Annotated in this window: 13 protein-coding genes; all 13 read right to left on the bottom strand. The window is 45.7% G+C overall.

The window, feature by feature from the left end; translation table 11 throughout:
* Positions 1-19: 19 nt before the first annotated feature.
* Positions 20-1,531 carry a hypothetical protein gene (locus UCI88_RS10795; protein ID WP_256180066.1) on the bottom strand — a complete coding sequence of 504 codons (1,512 nt, stop codon included), beginning with the start codon at positions 1,529-1,531 and terminating at the stop codon, positions 20-22.
* Between the two features lie 172 nt (positions 1,532-1,703).
* Positions 1,704-2,663, bottom strand: a complete 960-nt coding sequence (locus UCI88_RS10790) for a helix-turn-helix transcriptional regulator (protein ID WP_256180065.1) — start codon at positions 2,661-2,663, stop codon at positions 1,704-1,706.
* A gap of 590 nt (positions 2,664-3,253) precedes the next feature.
* The gene (locus tag UCI88_RS10785; RefSeq protein WP_256180064.1) at positions 3,254-4,213 is read right to left on the bottom strand and encodes a helix-turn-helix transcriptional regulator; all 960 of its coding nucleotides are present in this window, start codon (positions 4,211-4,213) and stop codon (positions 3,254-3,256) included.
* A 37-nt stretch (positions 4,214-4,250) separates the two neighbouring features.
* Positions 4,251-5,108 (bottom strand): hypothetical protein, encoded by an 858-nt coding sequence (locus UCI88_RS10780; RefSeq protein WP_302357084.1) that lies wholly within the window; start codon positions 5,106-5,108, stop codon positions 4,251-4,253.
* Positions 5,105-7,444, bottom strand: coding sequence for an Hsp70 family protein (locus UCI88_RS10775; protein ID WP_256180062.1), 2,340 nt, complete (start codon positions 7,442-7,444; stop codon positions 5,105-5,107). Before UCI88_RS10775 ends, UCI88_RS10780 begins: the two co-directional genes overlap by 4 nt.
* 740 nt (positions 7,445-8,184) lie before the next feature.
* Positions 8,185-9,054, bottom strand: a complete 870-nt coding sequence (locus UCI88_RS10770; RefSeq protein WP_256180061.1) for a coiled-coil domain-containing protein — start codon at positions 9,052-9,054, stop codon at positions 8,185-8,187.
* Positions 9,055-9,069: 15 nt separating this feature from the next.
* On the bottom strand, positions 9,070-9,714 hold the full coding sequence (locus UCI88_RS10765; RefSeq protein ID WP_256180060.1) for a hypothetical protein: 645 nt from the start codon (positions 9,712-9,714) through the stop codon (positions 9,070-9,072).
* Positions 9,711-10,955: a hypothetical protein gene (locus tag UCI88_RS10760; protein ID WP_330024217.1), complete on the bottom strand. Its 1,245-nt coding sequence runs from the start codon at positions 10,953-10,955 to the stop codon at positions 9,711-9,713. The genes UCI88_RS10765 and UCI88_RS10760 overlap by 4 nt, the downstream gene beginning before the upstream one ends.
* An 85-nt stretch (positions 10,956-11,040) precedes the next feature.
* The gene (locus tag UCI88_RS10755) at positions 11,041-12,567 is read right to left on the bottom strand and encodes a phage baseplate assembly protein V (protein ID WP_256180058.1); all 1,527 of its coding nucleotides are present in this window, start codon (positions 12,565-12,567) and stop codon (positions 11,041-11,043) included.
* Between the two features lie 20 nt (positions 12,568-12,587).
* The gene (locus UCI88_RS10750; protein ID WP_256180057.1) at positions 12,588-12,986 is read right to left on the bottom strand and encodes a hypothetical protein; all 399 of its coding nucleotides are present in this window, start codon (positions 12,984-12,986) and stop codon (positions 12,588-12,590) included.
* Between the two features lie 14 nt (positions 12,987-13,000).
* Entirely contained in the window at positions 13,001-15,223 is a 2,223-nt protein-coding gene (locus tag UCI88_RS10745; RefSeq protein WP_256180056.1) for a hypothetical protein, read from the bottom strand.
* A gap of 4 nt (positions 15,224-15,227) precedes the next feature.
* Complete coding sequence (locus UCI88_RS10740) at positions 15,228-15,779, bottom strand: imm11 family protein (RefSeq protein WP_256180055.1); 552 nt, start codon at positions 15,777-15,779, stop codon at positions 15,228-15,230.
* The gene (locus tag UCI88_RS10735; RefSeq protein ID WP_256180054.1) at positions 15,772-17,583 is read right to left on the bottom strand and encodes a PAAR-like protein; all 1,812 of its coding nucleotides are present in this window, start codon (positions 17,581-17,583) and stop codon (positions 15,772-15,774) included. Before UCI88_RS10735 ends, UCI88_RS10740 begins: the two co-directional genes overlap by 8 nt.
* Positions 17,584-17,590: the final 7 nt, after the last annotated feature.

Below are 17,590 nucleotides of genomic sequence, written 5' to 3'. Positions count from 1 at the left end.
TTCTTATCGGAAACGTGAATCAAAATACCTTTTTGATGACATCAGACGCATTGTTTTTCCCGGCCCGCCCGTCACTGGGAGTCGCCGCATGAACGATGATGTAGCGGTCATCGCCATAGTAAATCGTCTTGTAGTGCCCCCCGTCATGCTGAATTTGAAAGCCCAGCTCTTCAAAGCCTCGCTGCACTTTTGAGGTCATTCCTTTATAATTATTGAGCATCTGTTTCACCTCAGCAGCCCTTTTTTCACTACTCCGCTGATAGTCATTGGACTCAATGATGTCTTTCACCACATCGTATCGACGCGTACCAGTTGCCAAAAGGTTGTTTAAACTGGCCTCCAAGGTTTTTAACAGCAGATCCTTTATTTCGCCGGCATAGAAGTCATCTTCATCCCCCATGAGCAGGACAGGAACCCTCGACTGAGAATCAAGTTTTGAACGCAGGACCTGGTTTTCATAGGCCAGTTGTACGTTTTCGCAGCGCAGGCGTTCATTGTCCTCCCGCAACTTGCGATTCTCCTCGTCAAAACTCTCTAACAGCTGATCGGCTTCCAGTTTAGCTTCAGCATAGGCCTGATCACGCATGGATTTTTCATTTTCTTTATACCGGCCTTGTAAGGCAAGGAGTTTATACAGAGCCTCATGGCGTTCCTTGTCGGCTGCCGCATAGGCCTCCTTGGACTTCAGATATTGATTCTCATAAATGGCACCGGTGACACCGGCCCAGACATAGAGTGGCGACACCCGTTTGGCATTGCTGTACTGGATGACCCTTTCAATAATCTTTTCCGTCATCTGAGTGTCATAGTCCGGATTGCGGCGATAGATATATCGTTTATGGCCAACGGCAGGATTGGGGAAATAAATATCGATACCGCCATTACCTAATTTCTCATCACCGCTGCGTTCCTGAAGGGCGGCTTCCGTCCCATAATCGCCTTGGACCAAGACGTGGGCTGCTCCCTTTAGTCGTCCCGCCAAGGCCTTTACATCAATGGGATCTTCATTGTCCGACGTCTTAGAAACGAAGACGACGGGCAGACGGGTCCGACGCTTCCCGGTCATGATATCGACAGCTATATCGAGATTATCCTCATCGATGATAAGCGGCGTCCGTCGTACCTCTAAGCCGTTATCGGCTTTTAAATAACCGCCCTCAATGAGCATGGAAATGAAGTGGGGCGTCGAAAATTCCGGGTCGACCTTCAGCGCTTCTTCCAGATAACTCCGATCTAAGCGAATGGACATCTTCATATCCTTAAAATTCATGATATAGTCAGAATCCCAAATGACGCCTTCTTTGTCGCGCTTTTCGTAACGGACAGCAACGATATTCTCTTTAGGGTATTCTTTTATGTCGAGAAGCAGCGACTCCGTTCCATAAGACGTATTGTACTGACCATCCCATACCAGATTAGGAATAATATTCTCCGGGTAGTTGCTTTTTTGATTCCACTCGACGACTAAGCGAATAAACGCCTCTTTAGTCATCTTCTTATTTATTTGTAAGATAGTTGAAAATAAGAGCACGGCGACACCTGCTTTCCAAAATATAACGAATCCGAAACAAATTCTGCTGCCATCAGCAGAAATGAGAGCTTTATTTTATTATAACAAGGTTCGGTAAAAACCAAAAGAGATTGTCCATGTCGATGAACAATCTCTTCTATATCCAAAAATCTTTCTCACACCGTCACCAATGTCATATTTCTTTTATCTGAACATCACTGACATTTTTCCCCTGACTGTGGAGCCACATCTCGACACCCTTGCCGTATACTTCAGCTTCAATCCGATAGGTCCCGCTATCTTCGCTCAGGATTTTAGCCGTCGGCAGGCGATCCAATACGGCATCGATATCGCTGCCCGTATAAGTAAAAGTCACGCGCTGCAAGGGGCCCCCATACATGAACTGAACGCGCTTACGGAACTCCCCTTCCTGGAATCGCCGGTTGTAAGGAATGCGGAAAATGTCCTTTTCTACCGTCAAGTTTTTGATCCGATCCAAGCGGTAAATAGTCGGAGTCATATCCCGGGCGCCCTCATAGATTTTCTGGATGTTACTGTCGTCGATGAAGGCAATGAGATAAAAATAGTACTCCGAAAAAAGCAGAGCCAACGGCTTTAATCGCCGTTCGACAACTTTCCGATCCTTTATCCGGCCATAGGTAACAGTAACGTAGCGATGCTGTTGGATGGCCTCGCCAAGCTGCCACATCGTGTCGAGAAAACTCGTCCGGTGCCGCGGTTCGACGTAATGAAAGGTCTCATTATTGACCAGTTTTGTAATCAAGGCCTGATTCGATTCGGGCACACAGCAGGCGATGACCTTGTGAAGCATATCCGCCATCTCGGTTTTGACGAAAGCCCGGCTGTCGAGCAAAATCTTGCATAAAGCCAGGACTTCGCTATTGGATAACTTCGGCACCTGCTTCCGTTCCAACCGATACCCTTTTTCGATATAATCGTATATCAAGTCACCGGGCATGCTGTCGCCAAGAGCCATGCAGTTGCGGCAAAAAGCCCGTATATCTTCAATATCCCGTTGAATGCTGCGTTCATTGACGCCATATTTCTGGGCCGCTACGGATTTCTTAATGAGCCGGCCTTCCATTAATTGCGAATATAGTGATAATACTCGTGAAACTTTATCTTCTTTCATACCCTCATCTCTTTCGTCATGACAGAAAATAACTCGTTACATCATCGGATAAGATATTTCCCACCTTAATATCGTTCAGCTTCTCTGATACGTATACGATGCCGTCGGGAGCGATGAGCAAATAATTATGACTCCTACCATCAGGTTCGATGAATTACATCCTGCAATTCATCGACAGACAACCTCTTCGTATCTTGCCAACAAAACCTCAGCACTATTTTTCCCTATAATTTATATAAAATGAGAGGCATCAACGCTTGCCTCCATCTGTAGAAAAGCGACATCTTTTGAGAATTAAACCGCTGAATTTTACTCCCCAAAAACACGAATTGAATTTCCATACACGATTACTCCTTACCCTCTATATTTTTACTTATCTTTATCTTATCATTTGACAAAGACAGGTCCTGTCATGATGAAAAAATAATCGACAAAAAAAAAGTCATGAATCTTAGATTTCCCAAGATTCATGACTTTTTTTATGCAAAACAATACAATTATAATGAGCTAAAAATGAGCTAAAAACGGTATCACAGCGACTGACACCATTTTTAAATAAAATACCGAATGACTTCATATGGAGTAAAAAATTACACTTGGACGATTTTGACGTTCTTTACATATTTTCCCTGACTGCGCAGCCACATCTCAATCCCCGTCCCATAGACTTCAGCTTCGATTTGATAGACGCCCTTGTCTTCGTTTAAGATTTTCGCCGTCGGCAGGCGATCCAAAATGGCATCGATATCGCCGCCGGTATAGGTAAAGGTCACGCGATGCAGGCGGCCGCCGTACATGAACTGGACGCGCTTACGAAATTCGCCTTCCTGAAAGCGCTGATTATAGGGGATACGGAAAGTTTCCTGCTCTACAGACAAGGTCTTGATCCGATCCAATCGATAAATAGTCGGCGTTATATCGCGGGCGCTTTCATAAATTTTTTGGATGTCACTGTCGTCAATGAAGGCAATGAGATAAAAATAGTACTCCGAAAAGAGCAGTGCCAAAGGCTGAAGCCGCCGCTTGACGACTTTTCGGTCTTTCAGACGGCCATAGGTGATATCGACATAGTAATGCTTCTGGATAGCCTCGCCAAGCTTCCACATCGTATCAAGAAAACTCGTCCGATGCCGCGGCTCGACATAATGGAAGGCTTCGTTATTGACCAACTTACTGATCAAGGCCTGATTCGATTCGGGCACACAACAAGCGATTATCTTGCGCAGCATCGTTTCCATCTCGGTCTTGACGAAAGCCCGACTATCGAGCAGAATCTTGCATAAAGCTAGGACTTCACTATTGGACAGTTTCGGAATCTGACCGCCTTCCAGGCGATACCCTTTCTCCATATGGTCATAGACTACATCGCAAATGACACCGTCATGAACCGCCGCGTCATCCCGGCAAAATGAACGGATATCCTCAATATCCCGCTGAATGCTGCGCTCATTGACACCATAGTGCTGCGCCGTTACCGCCTTTTGTACCGTCCGACCGGCCAGTAACTGCGAATAGAGGGCTAATACCCTCGAAACCTTATCTTTCTTCACAGAATCACATCCCTTCCAGGATACGGCCTATCGATCGTTAATCCAGCATGCCGCCCATCGGCCAACGAGGTTCATCCGGACGATCTTCATGATCAGGATTCTCCTTCGGTGCTGCGGCCTGTACCACCGGCGCCGGTTGACGGCGAAGTTCCTCGTCTACAGCCTTCAACAACTCTCTCCGATTCATCCTGCCGGCCTCGGTTCCGACGTAGGTATACAAGGTGTCCATGGACAAAAATCCCTGACTTTGCAGTTGGACCAACATGGCATCTTCGAAAGATGTTCGCCTTTCCTTTTTCCGCAAAGCCTCTTTCAGGCATCGGAAAATCAATCGTATAAAAGTTCCGCCTCCCAGGACATCCTGACTGGCATTAGAACCTCTCAGAGCGGCCTGACTGGCATTCGAAATATCAAAATAATCCCCCCGTTCCAGCGACTCAATGAGCTCCTCCCAACTTTGTGGCAGTTGCAGTTTTCTGTCATCCCACCAAATGAAGCGACCGAGTTCTAATACACCCTCATAGCGAGAGTCAGTGTCTATACTGAGTTTCAAAGGGCAAATGTCGACACCTTTTTCAGTAACGTTTTTGTCCTCCTGCCAGCACAGAACTAAATACTGCCCTTCTTGCAGTGACTGATTTTGCAAAAAAGCACTCACATTGACATCTTCCCCGGTCATCCATAGCTCATTATGCCACCAGAAAGCCCCAGAAGTAAGCCAAAGATCATCACCGCGCAGCTCATAATCCAAGCCGCAGAGAATGCCCTCGCTATAGGCCTTGAAGTACAGTTTCAAGAACTGCCGGGGATAACTCCCCAACAGCTCCAGCATTTCTTTTGTCAATACAGCCCCGGAGGCAAATTCCAACTGTTTGTGAAATAGCATCAATCTCACCGCTTCCCATCAAAGAACGTTACCAGTTCCTCTTTTTCAAAGCTGCAGTATTGTTTTTTCTTCAAGTAGAATTTCCAGGTTACCTTGCCTTCCTCCTGATTTTTTATTTGCTTATCAATTAAATAGGCCCAGAATCCGTAGCCGCTCCGAGCCGGAACCAGGAAAATCGCATATCCACTAGCTTTGCTTGTTAACTCTCCGGTAATAATATTAGCTACTTTATCCTTTTTGCCAACGCCATACAAGTCGGCATAGGTATGACGTTCAATATCCATTCGAATATCGTTACTGCTCATCTCTTTACCGGCTTCATCGCCAAACTCAAAGTTAATCCGGTTCTGTTTTCTCTGATGCTGGTCAAATACGACGAACTCCGTCCGGCTGGCCGTCGTCGGCAGCCATTCAACGTGAGCGACCACTGTATCGTTTTCGGATTTACTGCGTTCCAATAAGGGGATGTCGTTTTCACCGGGGTGGTCGATATCCTTCATGGAGCGGTATACACTGTGGAAGAGCTGGGAAGCCTGGGTCCGAATGACCGGTTCAAAGCGACCTTCTTCCTTATCACGAATATAGCGGATGCTGCCTTCGATGCAGTCCAGTTTCAGCTGACTTTCCGGGTTCTTATCTTTTTGACTCCCCTTTTTATTGCCATTGGATCGGAGATAGCGGCCGGGGATAAATTCCTTCAGCAAATCGTGGAATAAATTGATTCTGCAGGACTGGCCGGATAACTTATAGAAGCAGTCGTACTGTTCCTTGACCAGATCATCTACCGGCAGGATTCGCTTCCAAAGTGCATAAATATCGGCATAGAGGATGCATTCGATTTCCTTAATCGTAATTTTAATCCCTTCAAGGGGATTGAGGGTCTTTTTTAATTCGTCCGCCGCATCCTCCCAGATGTACAGATAATACTGTGCTTCATCCCCGATGCCCAGTGCCCTATCTTTGTCATCACTAAAATTGATGGAAACTACGTCTCGCTGAGTCTGATAAAAGGCTTTCTTATATGCATCGGCCATCTTCCACAAGTAGTAGAAGTTGCGCTTCATCTGGCGCTTTTCATTTTGGAATAAACCATCTTTTTCAAAGCAGGTAGGAATGATTTCTTCAGCATCCTTATAGGCTGCTTCGAATTTGCTATAAATCTTTTCGCAGCCAGTTATCACCGAATCGGACCGGTCCAATATGTCGAGAATTTCATTTTCTCCGGCAATCAACTTTAGCATCGATATATCGTCCTTACATGCCACTTTGAAAGCCAGCTTTATCTTAAGCATTTGAAGGATGCGGAAGGTAATATTATTGCCGCCAAAATTGGAGTCACCATTTTCCGAACTCATCGTAATATCAAGCTGGCGATGACCTTCTTGATTTTTAGAAATCTGATACGTGCAGCGAGCCAAATCGGTCGTACCGCCGCCGCAGTCGATAATCAAGATGTTCTGGGGTGGAAAAGCCTTTGCCTGTACCAAATCCTTACGGGAGCGTTCCATTTCTTTCGCAATATGTTGGTAGACGACGGCAATGCCTTCATCCAGACTTTCTGATTCTGACAAAACATGGTAGGTACGGTCACTCAATTCATCGTTATACATTTTTTCAACGGCATCCAAGAAAGACTTCTTTAACTTTACCGGAGCCGTAAAATGCAGGGTTTGGAATCGTCTCTGGAAAAATCGTTCTGCCGTATTGATGACGTAGTCCAAGTAATGTTTGATGAGTTCTTTATGGGTGATTTTATACTTATTCCCGTCTTCATCAGAAATATCTTCGACGCCATCGAGGTTATTGATCCATCGTTTTATTTCATAAAAAACGGAGGCTACCGTATCATAGTCATGATCAATGACTTTTTGCAGCGCATCGTAACCAAAAGAGTACGTAATATCGGCTTTCCCATTATCCTTCCGTTCAATCTTATCGACATAGATGACCGTAGGCAGCATTTTTCGATAGGCAACGGTATCACCGGTATGGTCTTCAAAGTCTACGACTTCCACCTTATTCTGATCTTCATCGGATATCCCGTAAGAGCCGACGGTCGTATTGCTCGTCCCAAAATCGATGCACAAGGTCCGCTTCGTTGCTTCCAGAGTCTTTAATTCTACCGTGCAGGGAACTTCATACAGATATCCGGCATAATCCGAAAGATTTTGGTTTTCTGCAAAAAATGCTTCCGCTGTTTTCGGGAATAAAATAATTTTATACTGATTATTCTGCTCCAGTAAGCTATACCGAATACGGTCACTGTCGAATAACAGGTGGACTATCTTCTTGGGATCCTCACCGAGATAGCCGATAGCGGCGATATTTTTTTCATCATGAGTCAATAAGGCAGCGCATCCGCGATAGGCATCAAAATTTTTCGGAAAATGGAAACAAAACTCGTCATGCAGTCTGACCGGCATCTCTTCGGTTATGACGCCGGGAGTCACATCGATTCCCTTATTTTGCTTGACATACCCCTTACGCTTCACTTGATTATATAGGTCTAAGAATGCACTATAAGATATATTCATCGGCTTTGCCACTACCTTTCTTTTATTGTCTTCAGAATACTTTTCATGAGTACGGCGTTCCCCTGATGAAGGAATCGCGACCTCGTTTTTTTTATCGACGTAAATAGAATCTTTTTTCCCTGTTTCAAGTCTTTTACTCTCGGTTGTACTGCTAGGAGTTGACGACGGTTGTTTCTCCTTTAAAGATTCTACACTTTTTTTGTCCGGATAGGTAAACAAGTGTTCAAATATCAATGAAATCCCATAGAGTTCTACATCATTTACCAGCGCTTGATCATACCAAATATTCTTTTCCTTCAAGCATTCTACCAAAAGAGTTCTAATGCCTGAAGCGGGATTAGCCCTCCTTACATACTGCAAAAAAGAATCTTCTGATTTAATATTATTAATTTTATTCACCTGATGGTCGCCTAGTCCCAGTGGATTTTGACTGACAATTATCTTGATGTCCGCCAAATTTATCCCCTGTACTTCTCTCGGCAAGGCTTTTTTTAAAAAATCTTCTGCCGGCATATATGTATCTGAAACTCTGATTTTTTTCACTATGCTCATCACGTATCATCTCCTAATAAATCACCATGATTTTCACGCTCTTTGTCCAAATCCTGTTGTAAATCATCGCGTATAAATTTTAAACTCCCAATCTCCTCATCACGCGTTGCGATGGTAGCCTTAGCCTCTTCTAATGAGTTCTTTAGTTCCTTTATTTTATCATTCAGTTCGTGGATGGTACTGCTCCATTGACTTTTTTCATTGAAGAACTGATTAACTTGATTGTTCAATTCTTTATTTTCTTCGGCTAAGGTTCCTCTGCTTCTTTCCTCTTCAAATTCGGCTTTTTCCGCCTGATACGCCTCTATGCGTTCATCCAATCTATGTTCCCGTACCCTAAGTTCTGAATCTTTCTTATTGTACGCTGCTTCCTGCTCCTCTTCCCACGCTGCCAGTTCAGCTTTCCGATCCGACAGGCGCTGTTCTTCCTCTTCCAATCCTTCTTTCAGGCTATGCAATTGAGCCGTCATAGAGGAAAGAGAAGTATCCTTTTCTGACAGTGCCTGATGAAAACTTTCCTGCTGTTCGTTGAGGGTGCGTTCAAAGAGGTCTCGTTCGGCTGCATAGTTTGCCTGCTGCGCCGTAAGAGCTCGTTCAAAACTCTCCTGCTGCTCCTTAAGAACCCGTTCAAAGTTATCTCGCTGGGCTTTATAGTTTTCCTCCAGCATTTCAATGAATTGCTCTTTTTCTTTCAATTGCTGTTGAAAAATCGACTGCTTCTCTTGCAGGCTGTCCACTTGATAACTTAACGCTTGATTATCTCGAGTATATTCCTCAATAATCTCCTGCAATTGTTCCAAAATGGCCTCACAATCTCGAACAATTTTTTTCCCGGATTTATAGATTTCCTGTGCTTTATTATTTCCCATATTCGTCTTCCTCCATCAGTATATAGCTATAGAGCCGATGTGCATGGTCGGCTCATGACCGATGATGCCAAAATGACGCTGCCAAAAGACTTTTGTCTCCAACAGCCAATCTAAAAACAGCAGCTCCAAGAGCCTTACTTTTTTTTCATTGATTTCCGACTTCGCTGCAGGAATATACACCAAGAACTCATCGCCTTCCTGATAATAGACGCGGGCTTCGGGGAAAAAACGCTGCAAGGTGAGTCGATAGACACTTCGGCCGCTCATCGTTCCCTCTTCATGCTGGAGCACAGCCTGTAAGAGTATCGCTTTTTCATCAGCGGTCAGGCACTTATAGCCCTGCTGCACCTCTTGTCCATAGCGACCCCGGCGAATATCCTCCCCTACGGTCTCCCGTTTTAAAGCCCCGGCCGTCACGCCTTGCAGGCGGTCTAAGTGAGCCAAGTAATGAAGAAGCCAATTTTGGATATCTTTACAGACAGCCTCGTTCAGCCCCTCCCGGGGCTGGCATAAAGGCCGTAATATCTCAGAAAAACGCAGCAGGGGATTGACCTGTACAACCTGTCCTCGGGTACTAAAAACCTCTACATAGGGAGATACAGGGTTCGTATCGACGATATATCGCTTTTGCTTGTCATAATCCTGCCAAATCTGACTCATTGTAAAACACCTTTCCAAGAAAAATCTGGGAAGCGCCGCCGGAGATCGGCCAGTACGTATACAGCATAGTCCGGCAAGAAATCCCTTTGCCAGTCTAAAGCCCGGGGATCCAAGAAAAATTGTATATAGCAGGGAACGAGCCGCTTTAATCGTTCTTGCTGATATAAAATATCTTCGCGATTGCCGCCATACATATCTTCTTCCCGATATAGACGAACCATCTGTCCTTTTTCGGGGGCTTTCAAAGAAGGACGGCCACAGCAAAATCCTGAGGATTGATAGCGGTGAAGAGCTCGTTCTACATCGGCCTTAGAAATCAGACGCTGAACGGTCATCCCACCTTCATACTCATTAGAAAAAGAATATTTTGGCACCTCATCTGTCGGTTCAATGCGGATGCCCTTTATATCCATATGCGCCTTATCCAAGGTTCGCAGAATAATCTTATTCTCTGATTTTTCGATTACTTCGCTGACCGCCGGCTCCTCTTCACTCGATGCTAACTGGAGAAAGGTTCCCCATTGAACCCCGTTACTTTCCGTAAACCGGGTTTCCGCACTGCCCGTATTGGCATCAGGAATCCACTCGCCTTCAATGGAATCACCGTCATAAGGCAGTTGCTTCACATTCCACACCAATTCTTGATTTTCAATGATTTTATCTTGAAGCCCATTCTGCTGCCAGCAGAAATCCCATCGGCTGTAGTCATCGAAAAAGGCTTCCGCCGTCAAATCAAGGGACTTCAGGCGTATCGTCAACTGCCGGCGTCCCCAAGGGGAAAAGATAACCGGAGCCTGAATTCCATATAGTGCCGCCAGTTGATAGAGCCGGGATTCCCGACGGCGGCAAGACGGTTCCAGGACCAATTGATATTGAAACTGATAGGTATCCCCGTCTTTATCGGTCACAATGCCCTCATAGGCCGCTCCCTGTTCGATGACATCCTGCAGTCCTTCATAGGTCCCCTTCCAAAAGAACTGGCGGTGCCCACAGTCCCTGACATCCGTTTCTTCCCAATCGGAACAGAAAAACCCCAGACCGGATGTTTCAACGGGATAGAAATGGTTTTCCTCCCATACCCCCAACTCTGTTTTGGGAACGAGGGCCGTCGTAATCTTCCAGTTACGGCTCCATTTCACCCGATCCGGCACCGTTTTTTCTATCGTTTCTCGGATTCCTTTAAGTTGATCTCGCTCATACTGACTCAATTTATCAAGAGACTGATGTATTGTTTTTTTCATCGCTTCATCAAAATCGGCAGCCTCAATGCGTTCCATTAGCTGCTTATTGATAGCCTCAAAACTCTCCATGGTCAAATCACTATCCTTACGACATCTGTATTTTTGAACCTGATAACTTTACATTGCCGGAGCTGCTCTTAAGACTTACGTCACCACTCCCTTGAACTCGGACATTTCCCCGACTGATAATCAGACTTTCTTTATTGTTTTGCAAAGAAAGGGTTCCATCATTATCAAGGGTTATATCGCCTTCCGATTTAATCTGCACACCGTCGGTGACGTGTACTTCCGATTGTTTGCCTTTAGCGTGCATCCCCTGCTCATCTAATTCAACAATCGTCTGGGAGCCGACGGCTAAATTGATTTTTTCACCGTCCATCGTAATGCGGTTTTTGCCGACAATTAACTCGATTTTCTCGTCATCCATGACAATTTGATTTTCTCCGGATAATAAGGTCAGGGAATCTTTCTTCCATATGATTCGGCGCTGAAAATCATTGCCGATAAACTTGTCACTGACATTGCCCGCTTCTTTTCCCAAAGGATGATTGCGATGGGCCGAATGGGCATAACATTGTCCATGTAAAAAAGTAACTTCCACCTGATTTCCCGGATCCGGCAAAAAGACGATACCGTCAGCCTTTCCGGTATAGGCACTGCTGTATGGAATCCACATCTGCGGTGAATCTTGGTCTTCATATTCCGGTTCATTCTGCTTGAAGCGGACTTGAATCCGCCCGAGGCGTTCCGGATCTTCAACATTGGTAACGATTCCGTAGAGCCGCAGCGGTGTTTCAAAGGTAAAATCAGGCTTTTCGATATCCGCTGTGTCTTGATACGCTTTCAGTTCATAGGTAAACAAATCTCGGTTGCCCTTATACTGTGCCGTAAGGGCCGTAATGACGTATTTCTCTTTCAGCGACGGGAAGGCCACGGTACATCCCAGTTCAAGATAGCGCGGCAGCGTCACTTGCAGCTGTTTTTGTTTTTGCAGTCCGACTCCCGTCTTCCAACATAAAATATCTTCTTCTTTAATCGGTACCGGATCTTTATGCCAGGCCCAATCCATTTTCAGCACCACGCCCTGCGGCCTGTCCTGCACCCATAAGGGACTCTGCAAGGCCGCTGCGCAGCGCCGGATGAAGGAAAAATTACTTTCCCGATTTTGAATGACCGTCTGAACAGCAGGTATTTTTTTCAGTGATTCAGCCACCTGCAGCTTCACATCGCCGGATTTCATATCCTTGGCTAAAGCCAATCGCTCGCCATCCAATATGTCACCCATTTTTTTGCCGCTGTCCTGAAAGATACGGCATCGTTCCTGCTGATCCAAAAAATGAGAAGAAGATACGGCACAGAGGCAGAGGACCGACCGATGGAACGTCTGTTGTATGTCAACGGTTTCAACGATTCCGCTGAACACGATCGGTCCGGTTTTATGCAAATCGAAAGACTGGACAATCGTAATGGGCTTTCCGACCTGCTGTAAGTAAAAACTCTCTTTACCGTCCGTCAGGTGAGCTGTCAGCGTCAAGCGGCTGTGCTGTCCCATCTCTTTTCTTACTGTACAAGTTTCAACGACCAGTCCGTCTTTGATTCCTTCAATCTGCATCTGTGCCGCCTCCTTTCTACCTAGAATGTTTCAATCGATTGTAACGAATTTTTTCTCTGCTTCAACACTAACTTGAAGTTTCCCGCATTCGATTCTCCCCAATCCTCCTCATAGCTAAGGATAAACATTTGCGGAAAGATATATGTCCTCAGTACAGTATCAGTTCCTTCTTGTGCATCCGTAAGTTCAACTTGTCGATAAATTCCATCAGCAGTAAAATCACGGCTCCAACGAGATACCTGGATTACAGCCTCTTTGCTGTCATCATCAACACTTCCGGAAATAGTCACCGTCGCTCCCACACTGTTCGATTTCTGAAAAACATGTTCTTCCTCTGTATCAAAAAGAACCTTAATACGAATATCCTGATCTAAAGAAATATCATTTTTACCACCTGTAATTTTTACTTTGCACGGCATGATTATCCACTCCTTTATTTATTCTGATCTGACGAATCATCGCTGATGATATCGATATTGTCTAATACTTCAGAGTCACCATTGAAGGTAATCTTCAATTGATTTGAATTGGGTTCACTCCAACCGACATCTTCGCCCTTTTTCAATACCAGATTGATTTTGGGATTTTCGGCAAACTGATCGGCTGCTAACTTCCATTTTGCTGCCATGTCCCGGATTAACTTAGCGTCAATCTCATCCCGCTTCTTTTTGAAGATGGGCACGGCTAAGGCATAAATGAAGTCTTCCATCAATACGCGATAAACGGGCTTGTATTTTTGATTTTCCATCTTCGCTAAAGTACGAGCCGTCAGGACATAGGTATTCTTCGTTTTTTCAGCCGTTTCATCGCCGCAGAAGGAGAAGCCGAACATGGAATCGGTAATGGCATTCAGTACCGACTGGCTCCAAGCCGTCACATTTTCCCGATTGAACTTAGTCGTCAAATGATCCTGCACAACTTTGTCTTCTAAGTCGAGGCGAACAAAATTCATATTATCTCGGTTAGTAATGATAAAATCCCCTAAACCGCGGTTCTTTAAGCATTGAAGCTGCTGACTGGCAACTAACAGGCCGGCTGCCGGATAGGCCGCATCGATATAAATGGCCGGTACGGTCAGTTTACTGCCTTCTGTATCTCCGGTTACCGAGATGTACCGTTCACGCATAAGCGTAAAGTTGGGATAGGCATAGACGGCATGGGGATAATTGATGCCTCTTGATTCAAACATGCGAGCCGTATCCTGAATATAGGAAGCTGTAATCTGTGAAAAAGTGTTTTCCGGCCCCTGATTCAAATTGAAGGTCGTCATGATATGGGCTTCATTCAAATCCTTCAGCAGTACCGCAGCGACATCTAAAGTCAAGTCATCGCCTGATTTAGTTTTCTTTTGTTCATCCGGCTGAATATTGATGGACTGGCTGAAGTCAAAGTCATCTTCCTTCGTCACCGGTGCTGATTCCGCCTTATCCTTTACAGACGGGAGAATACCAAACCAGCACTTATCATTGCCTAAATCACGGCCGATATAATTGATGTATTTTTTAAATTTAGCATTCAGGCGGCCGTCGACGAAATCAGCAGGCTTACAATTGGTTACGATCAAACCGCTTTCCAAGGTATCCGTTTCACTGCCTGTCGCCGTCGCATGATCAAAAAAGACCATGACACCCATGAGTTTTTCAATGATCTTCGACAGTTCTTTGATGAATTCATTCTTCGCGTCTGAATAAACGTCTTCATATTGCTTCTTCTGCGTTTCCAGTACACTGATAGCCTGCTGCACTTCATCAGCCTTTAAATGTTGCAAGGGGTTGTTTACGGCAGTCGGCGAGTACGCAGCCAACACTAAGTCCTTGATAAAGGGATTTTCATCCTGCCCCGGATGATATTCTCGATAGTCTGCTTCAATCATCTGATAAATATCTTCGCCCACATTATGCTGTGATGATGCTAAAGGTAAAACTTCAGTAGTGTCCGATGAGGATGCCGGCAGAAACTGCATCCCCCCTTGCGTATCAAAAGTCCAATGGCCGCTGGTCAACTTTGGAACTGCCTCTTCTTGAAGCTGTCCGTCCGTACTCGTGCCGGCCTGCAAAACATCTAATTTTTTCGTCACGTCATCAATAGCCAACGGCAGTAAGGCAATCACGGACTGACTGTACTTTTCAGTGATTTCTTTTCGATAGGAGTACATTTTATCCCAATATTCCCTGGGATTTTCGCCATTATCCCGGGCTTCATGAAATTTCTCAGTCACATATTGAAAATTTTTCCGCAGTCGGGCTGCCTCTTTTACTTCTCGATCAGGCGACAGCATATTCAAAAGATCTTTGTCATCGAATTCATAATTCGACTGACCGCTTTGCCCCTTTTGTTTATACATGTTGGCCAGCATCTGATAATACGTATTGTCGATGACATTTTTAGGAACACCTCCATATTGACGGGCCTTCACTTCATCCGTTGTATAAACGAATTTTCCATTGATGCACGTTTCATAAATGGTAGGCGCAAATTTATTCAAAAACTCCTTAAAACTGGTCACCTGCAGCTGCTCTTTGACTTCTAATGCAAAGTCCGCCGTCTCTACTTTTTCTTCTTCCGTCGTATCCAGCATCGTATTTAATGACGGTGCCTTGTCATTGAATTGTTCGAATAAAATTGCCTGCGATGTCGATTTAATGATATCAGCCATACTATCAATCCTCCATTGTCTCAAAAAGCAAATTCGTAAACTGCGCTTTTTCCAGCTTTTCCTTCAATTCCTGCGTTATAATGATATCGCGGTTAATGACCTCCTCTATGCAAAATATTCGGTAATTTCCCACCTTGGCGGGATTGATGACGATTTTTTCAGCCCGCTTCAAGGGTGCATCTGAATCGCGGAACTGACTTGCTTCATAATTAAGGCATCGGATGCGCGGTGGCAGAGCCAGCCAGTATCGTTTGCGGACTCCGATGATCTCGTCATTCAAGTAAATCGGTTTGTAGAATAAATTATCGACACCGCTGTCAGAAAAAAATCGGTATAAAGCGTCTGAAACCAGCGGAATCTGTTCATAGTATAAAAAATCCGGAAAGTCCAGGCCGCCCTCGTCCAAAGGAACTTCGAGCTTCTCGTGATTCAAAAATTGAAACTCCGAGCGGGCACAGCCTCGTTCAAGCTGCTGATACAATTTATGGACAGGCCGGGCATATTCCTCGGCTGCCGTATCTCCATAGAGGCGATAAAAAGAATATCCATCAGCCATATCGTTCCCTCCATTCTTTCAATCGCCGGCGAACCATCGTGACCGGAGACATATAGTGCTCGAATTGGCAGTCCCGGAACCAAGCCAACAATTCTGCCTGTCGCTTTTCCAACCTCAACAGGTCTTCATTGCTGTGATCCTGCTCCGAAGGTTCACAATATATCCTTTTGATAAAATCCGGCTGGAAGGGCAGCCCTTCTGCCTGATCCATATCGATACATAAGAAGTGACCGATATTGTCACAAAATTCAATGCACTGCCGCTGCTTTTCCCGATATGCCGGACGGTCCGAGACCGGCAGCGGTAGGTCAAATACATAGGGCGACTGATTCTTTTCGATGGGCTTTAAAATCAGGAATCCGTCATCAGCCTTGAGATCCCGCAGGATCCGATAGCGATACAATCGGATGCCCTTAGGGGTTCGACGGACAATGATGCATTTTTCCGTCTTGGGTAGGGTAAAGGTATAGCGATAGGCTTCTTTCGATACGTAATAAGGATAACTGCTGCTCGGCTTTTCCGTAAAATCCCCGAGTTTTCGGCGAATTCGCCGTGAAATCCGATGCATACCCTTATTAAACTTGGCGGCCAAAGCCTTCTGCTTCGTTTCATCCTGACTGTACCAGCAAGGATGCTGCCTCAACCAGATTTTAAAGTCCGCCATGTCTTGTCGAAGCAAGTCCGCATAAGACTGAATGTCCGCCGCTGACTGACCCGTCTGCTTTTGAATCCGCTGGCGAATGAGTTCCAGTTCTTCTGCCGGCAGGGTATATTGATGGCCGCCGAGATGCCACTGCAGTCGGGCCCTTCCCATGGCATCATAGGCACTGATCGGCCGTTCGGCCTTCGTTTCATCTCCATAGCCCTGGCCCTTTGATATCAGGAAGATGCAGTTTTCAGCATTGTTGATATCATAGTGGAGAAAGTCTGCCAAGCGTACGATTTCCGGTTCCTGTTTAAAAACCTGGCCTCCGGAAATAATATGGTGAGCGGCATAAGACCAGTAAGTCGTTCCATATTCCTCCTTCAACGCGGTATAATGGGCGTCGATGTCATCGCGCTGAAACCGGGCTTCTTCATAGTTAACCCCTAGCTGGAAGGAATCGTTCAATACCGTCACCTCGTCGTCAGAGCGGGACAGATGATCCTGATAATAAGGGCAGGCTTCCCGTTTATCGGCGGCGCAGTCGCCGGAGCAAAGCATATTTTCTAAGACAGCCACTGCCTGTTTCTCCCGTGCACGGTCTTCGAGAATGCTTTCCACCAAAGATGCCGCAGCAGCCGTCATAACGGCCGCAGTCTGTACGACTTGACTCGGTGCCGATTTCGGAATTCCGTCTGCCCCTCCGGGGGTATCTTCGGGCGGGGTTTCCTTCGATGCCTCCGGTCGTTTATTCTTATCCGAAGTGCCTTTAACCTCTTCCCAAGAAAAATCATTCTTTTCAGCTGTGTTCACCGACGAAACGCCGGTACCGGTGACGACCTTACTTGCCGATTTGAAAACAGAAATCGTACCGCCGACGGAACACTGAGTTTTCGATACCGTCGTCAATAAGGCTTTGCCTTCCACAGAGCAGGTTTGAGAAGGCAGCATCCACGCCGAAATCTGACAAATACAAGGCTGAGGAACGCCATTTGCCGCGGCCGTTTTAATCTGGCAAATTCCCGTCGGTTGAGGGCGGGCATCGACGGTCAGCAGCGTTCCTCCCACCAAAAGGCGGGCTTTACCGCTGCAGCTACAGAGAAAAGGTGTTACATTGGCAACACACCGAAAAAGGGTGGTCTTTTCAGGTAAAAACTCCATTCCTTCA

It is taken from the genome of Megasphaera massiliensis (assembly GCF_036305205.1).
Lineage (GTDB): Bacteria > Bacillota > Negativicutes > Veillonellales > Megasphaeraceae > Megasphaera > Megasphaera massiliensis.
This window is presented reverse-complemented; position numbering and strand designations above follow the sequence as displayed.

What these genes read in the sequence shown, in the direction of transcription:
- UCI88_RS10760 (WP_330024217.1), bottom strand. Translation starts at nt 10,955, where the DNA reads ATGAAAAAAACAATACATCAGTCTCTTGATAAATTGAGTCAGTATGAG.
- UCI88_RS10735 (WP_256180054.1), bottom strand. Translation starts at nt 17,583, where the DNA reads ATGGAGTTTTTACCTGAAAAGACCACCCTTTTTCGGTGTGTTGCCAAT.
- UCI88_RS10765 (WP_256180060.1), bottom strand. Translation starts at nt 9,714, where the DNA reads ATGAGTCAGATTTGGCAGGATTATGACAAGCAAAAGCGATATATCGTC.
- UCI88_RS10750 (WP_256180057.1), bottom strand. Translation starts at nt 12,986, where the DNA reads ATGCCGTGCAAAGTAAAAATTACAGGTGGTAAAAATGATATTTCTTTA.
- UCI88_RS10745 (WP_256180056.1), bottom strand. Translation starts at nt 15,223, where the DNA reads ATGGCTGATATCATTAAATCGACATCGCAGGCAATTTTATTCGAACAA.
- UCI88_RS10755 (WP_256180058.1), bottom strand. Translation starts at nt 12,567, where the DNA reads ATGCAGATTGAAGGAATCAAAGACGGACTGGTCGTTGAAACTTGTACA.
- UCI88_RS10740 (WP_256180055.1), bottom strand. Translation starts at nt 15,779, where the DNA reads ATGGCTGATGGATATTCTTTTTATCGCCTCTATGGAGATACGGCAGCC.
- UCI88_RS10770 (WP_256180061.1), bottom strand. Translation starts at nt 9,054, where the DNA reads ATGGGAAATAATAAAGCACAGGAAATCTATAAATCCGGGAAAAAAATT.
- UCI88_RS10790 (WP_256180065.1), bottom strand. Translation starts at nt 2,663, where the DNA reads ATGAAAGAAGATAAAGTTTCACGAGTATTATCACTATATTCGCAATTA.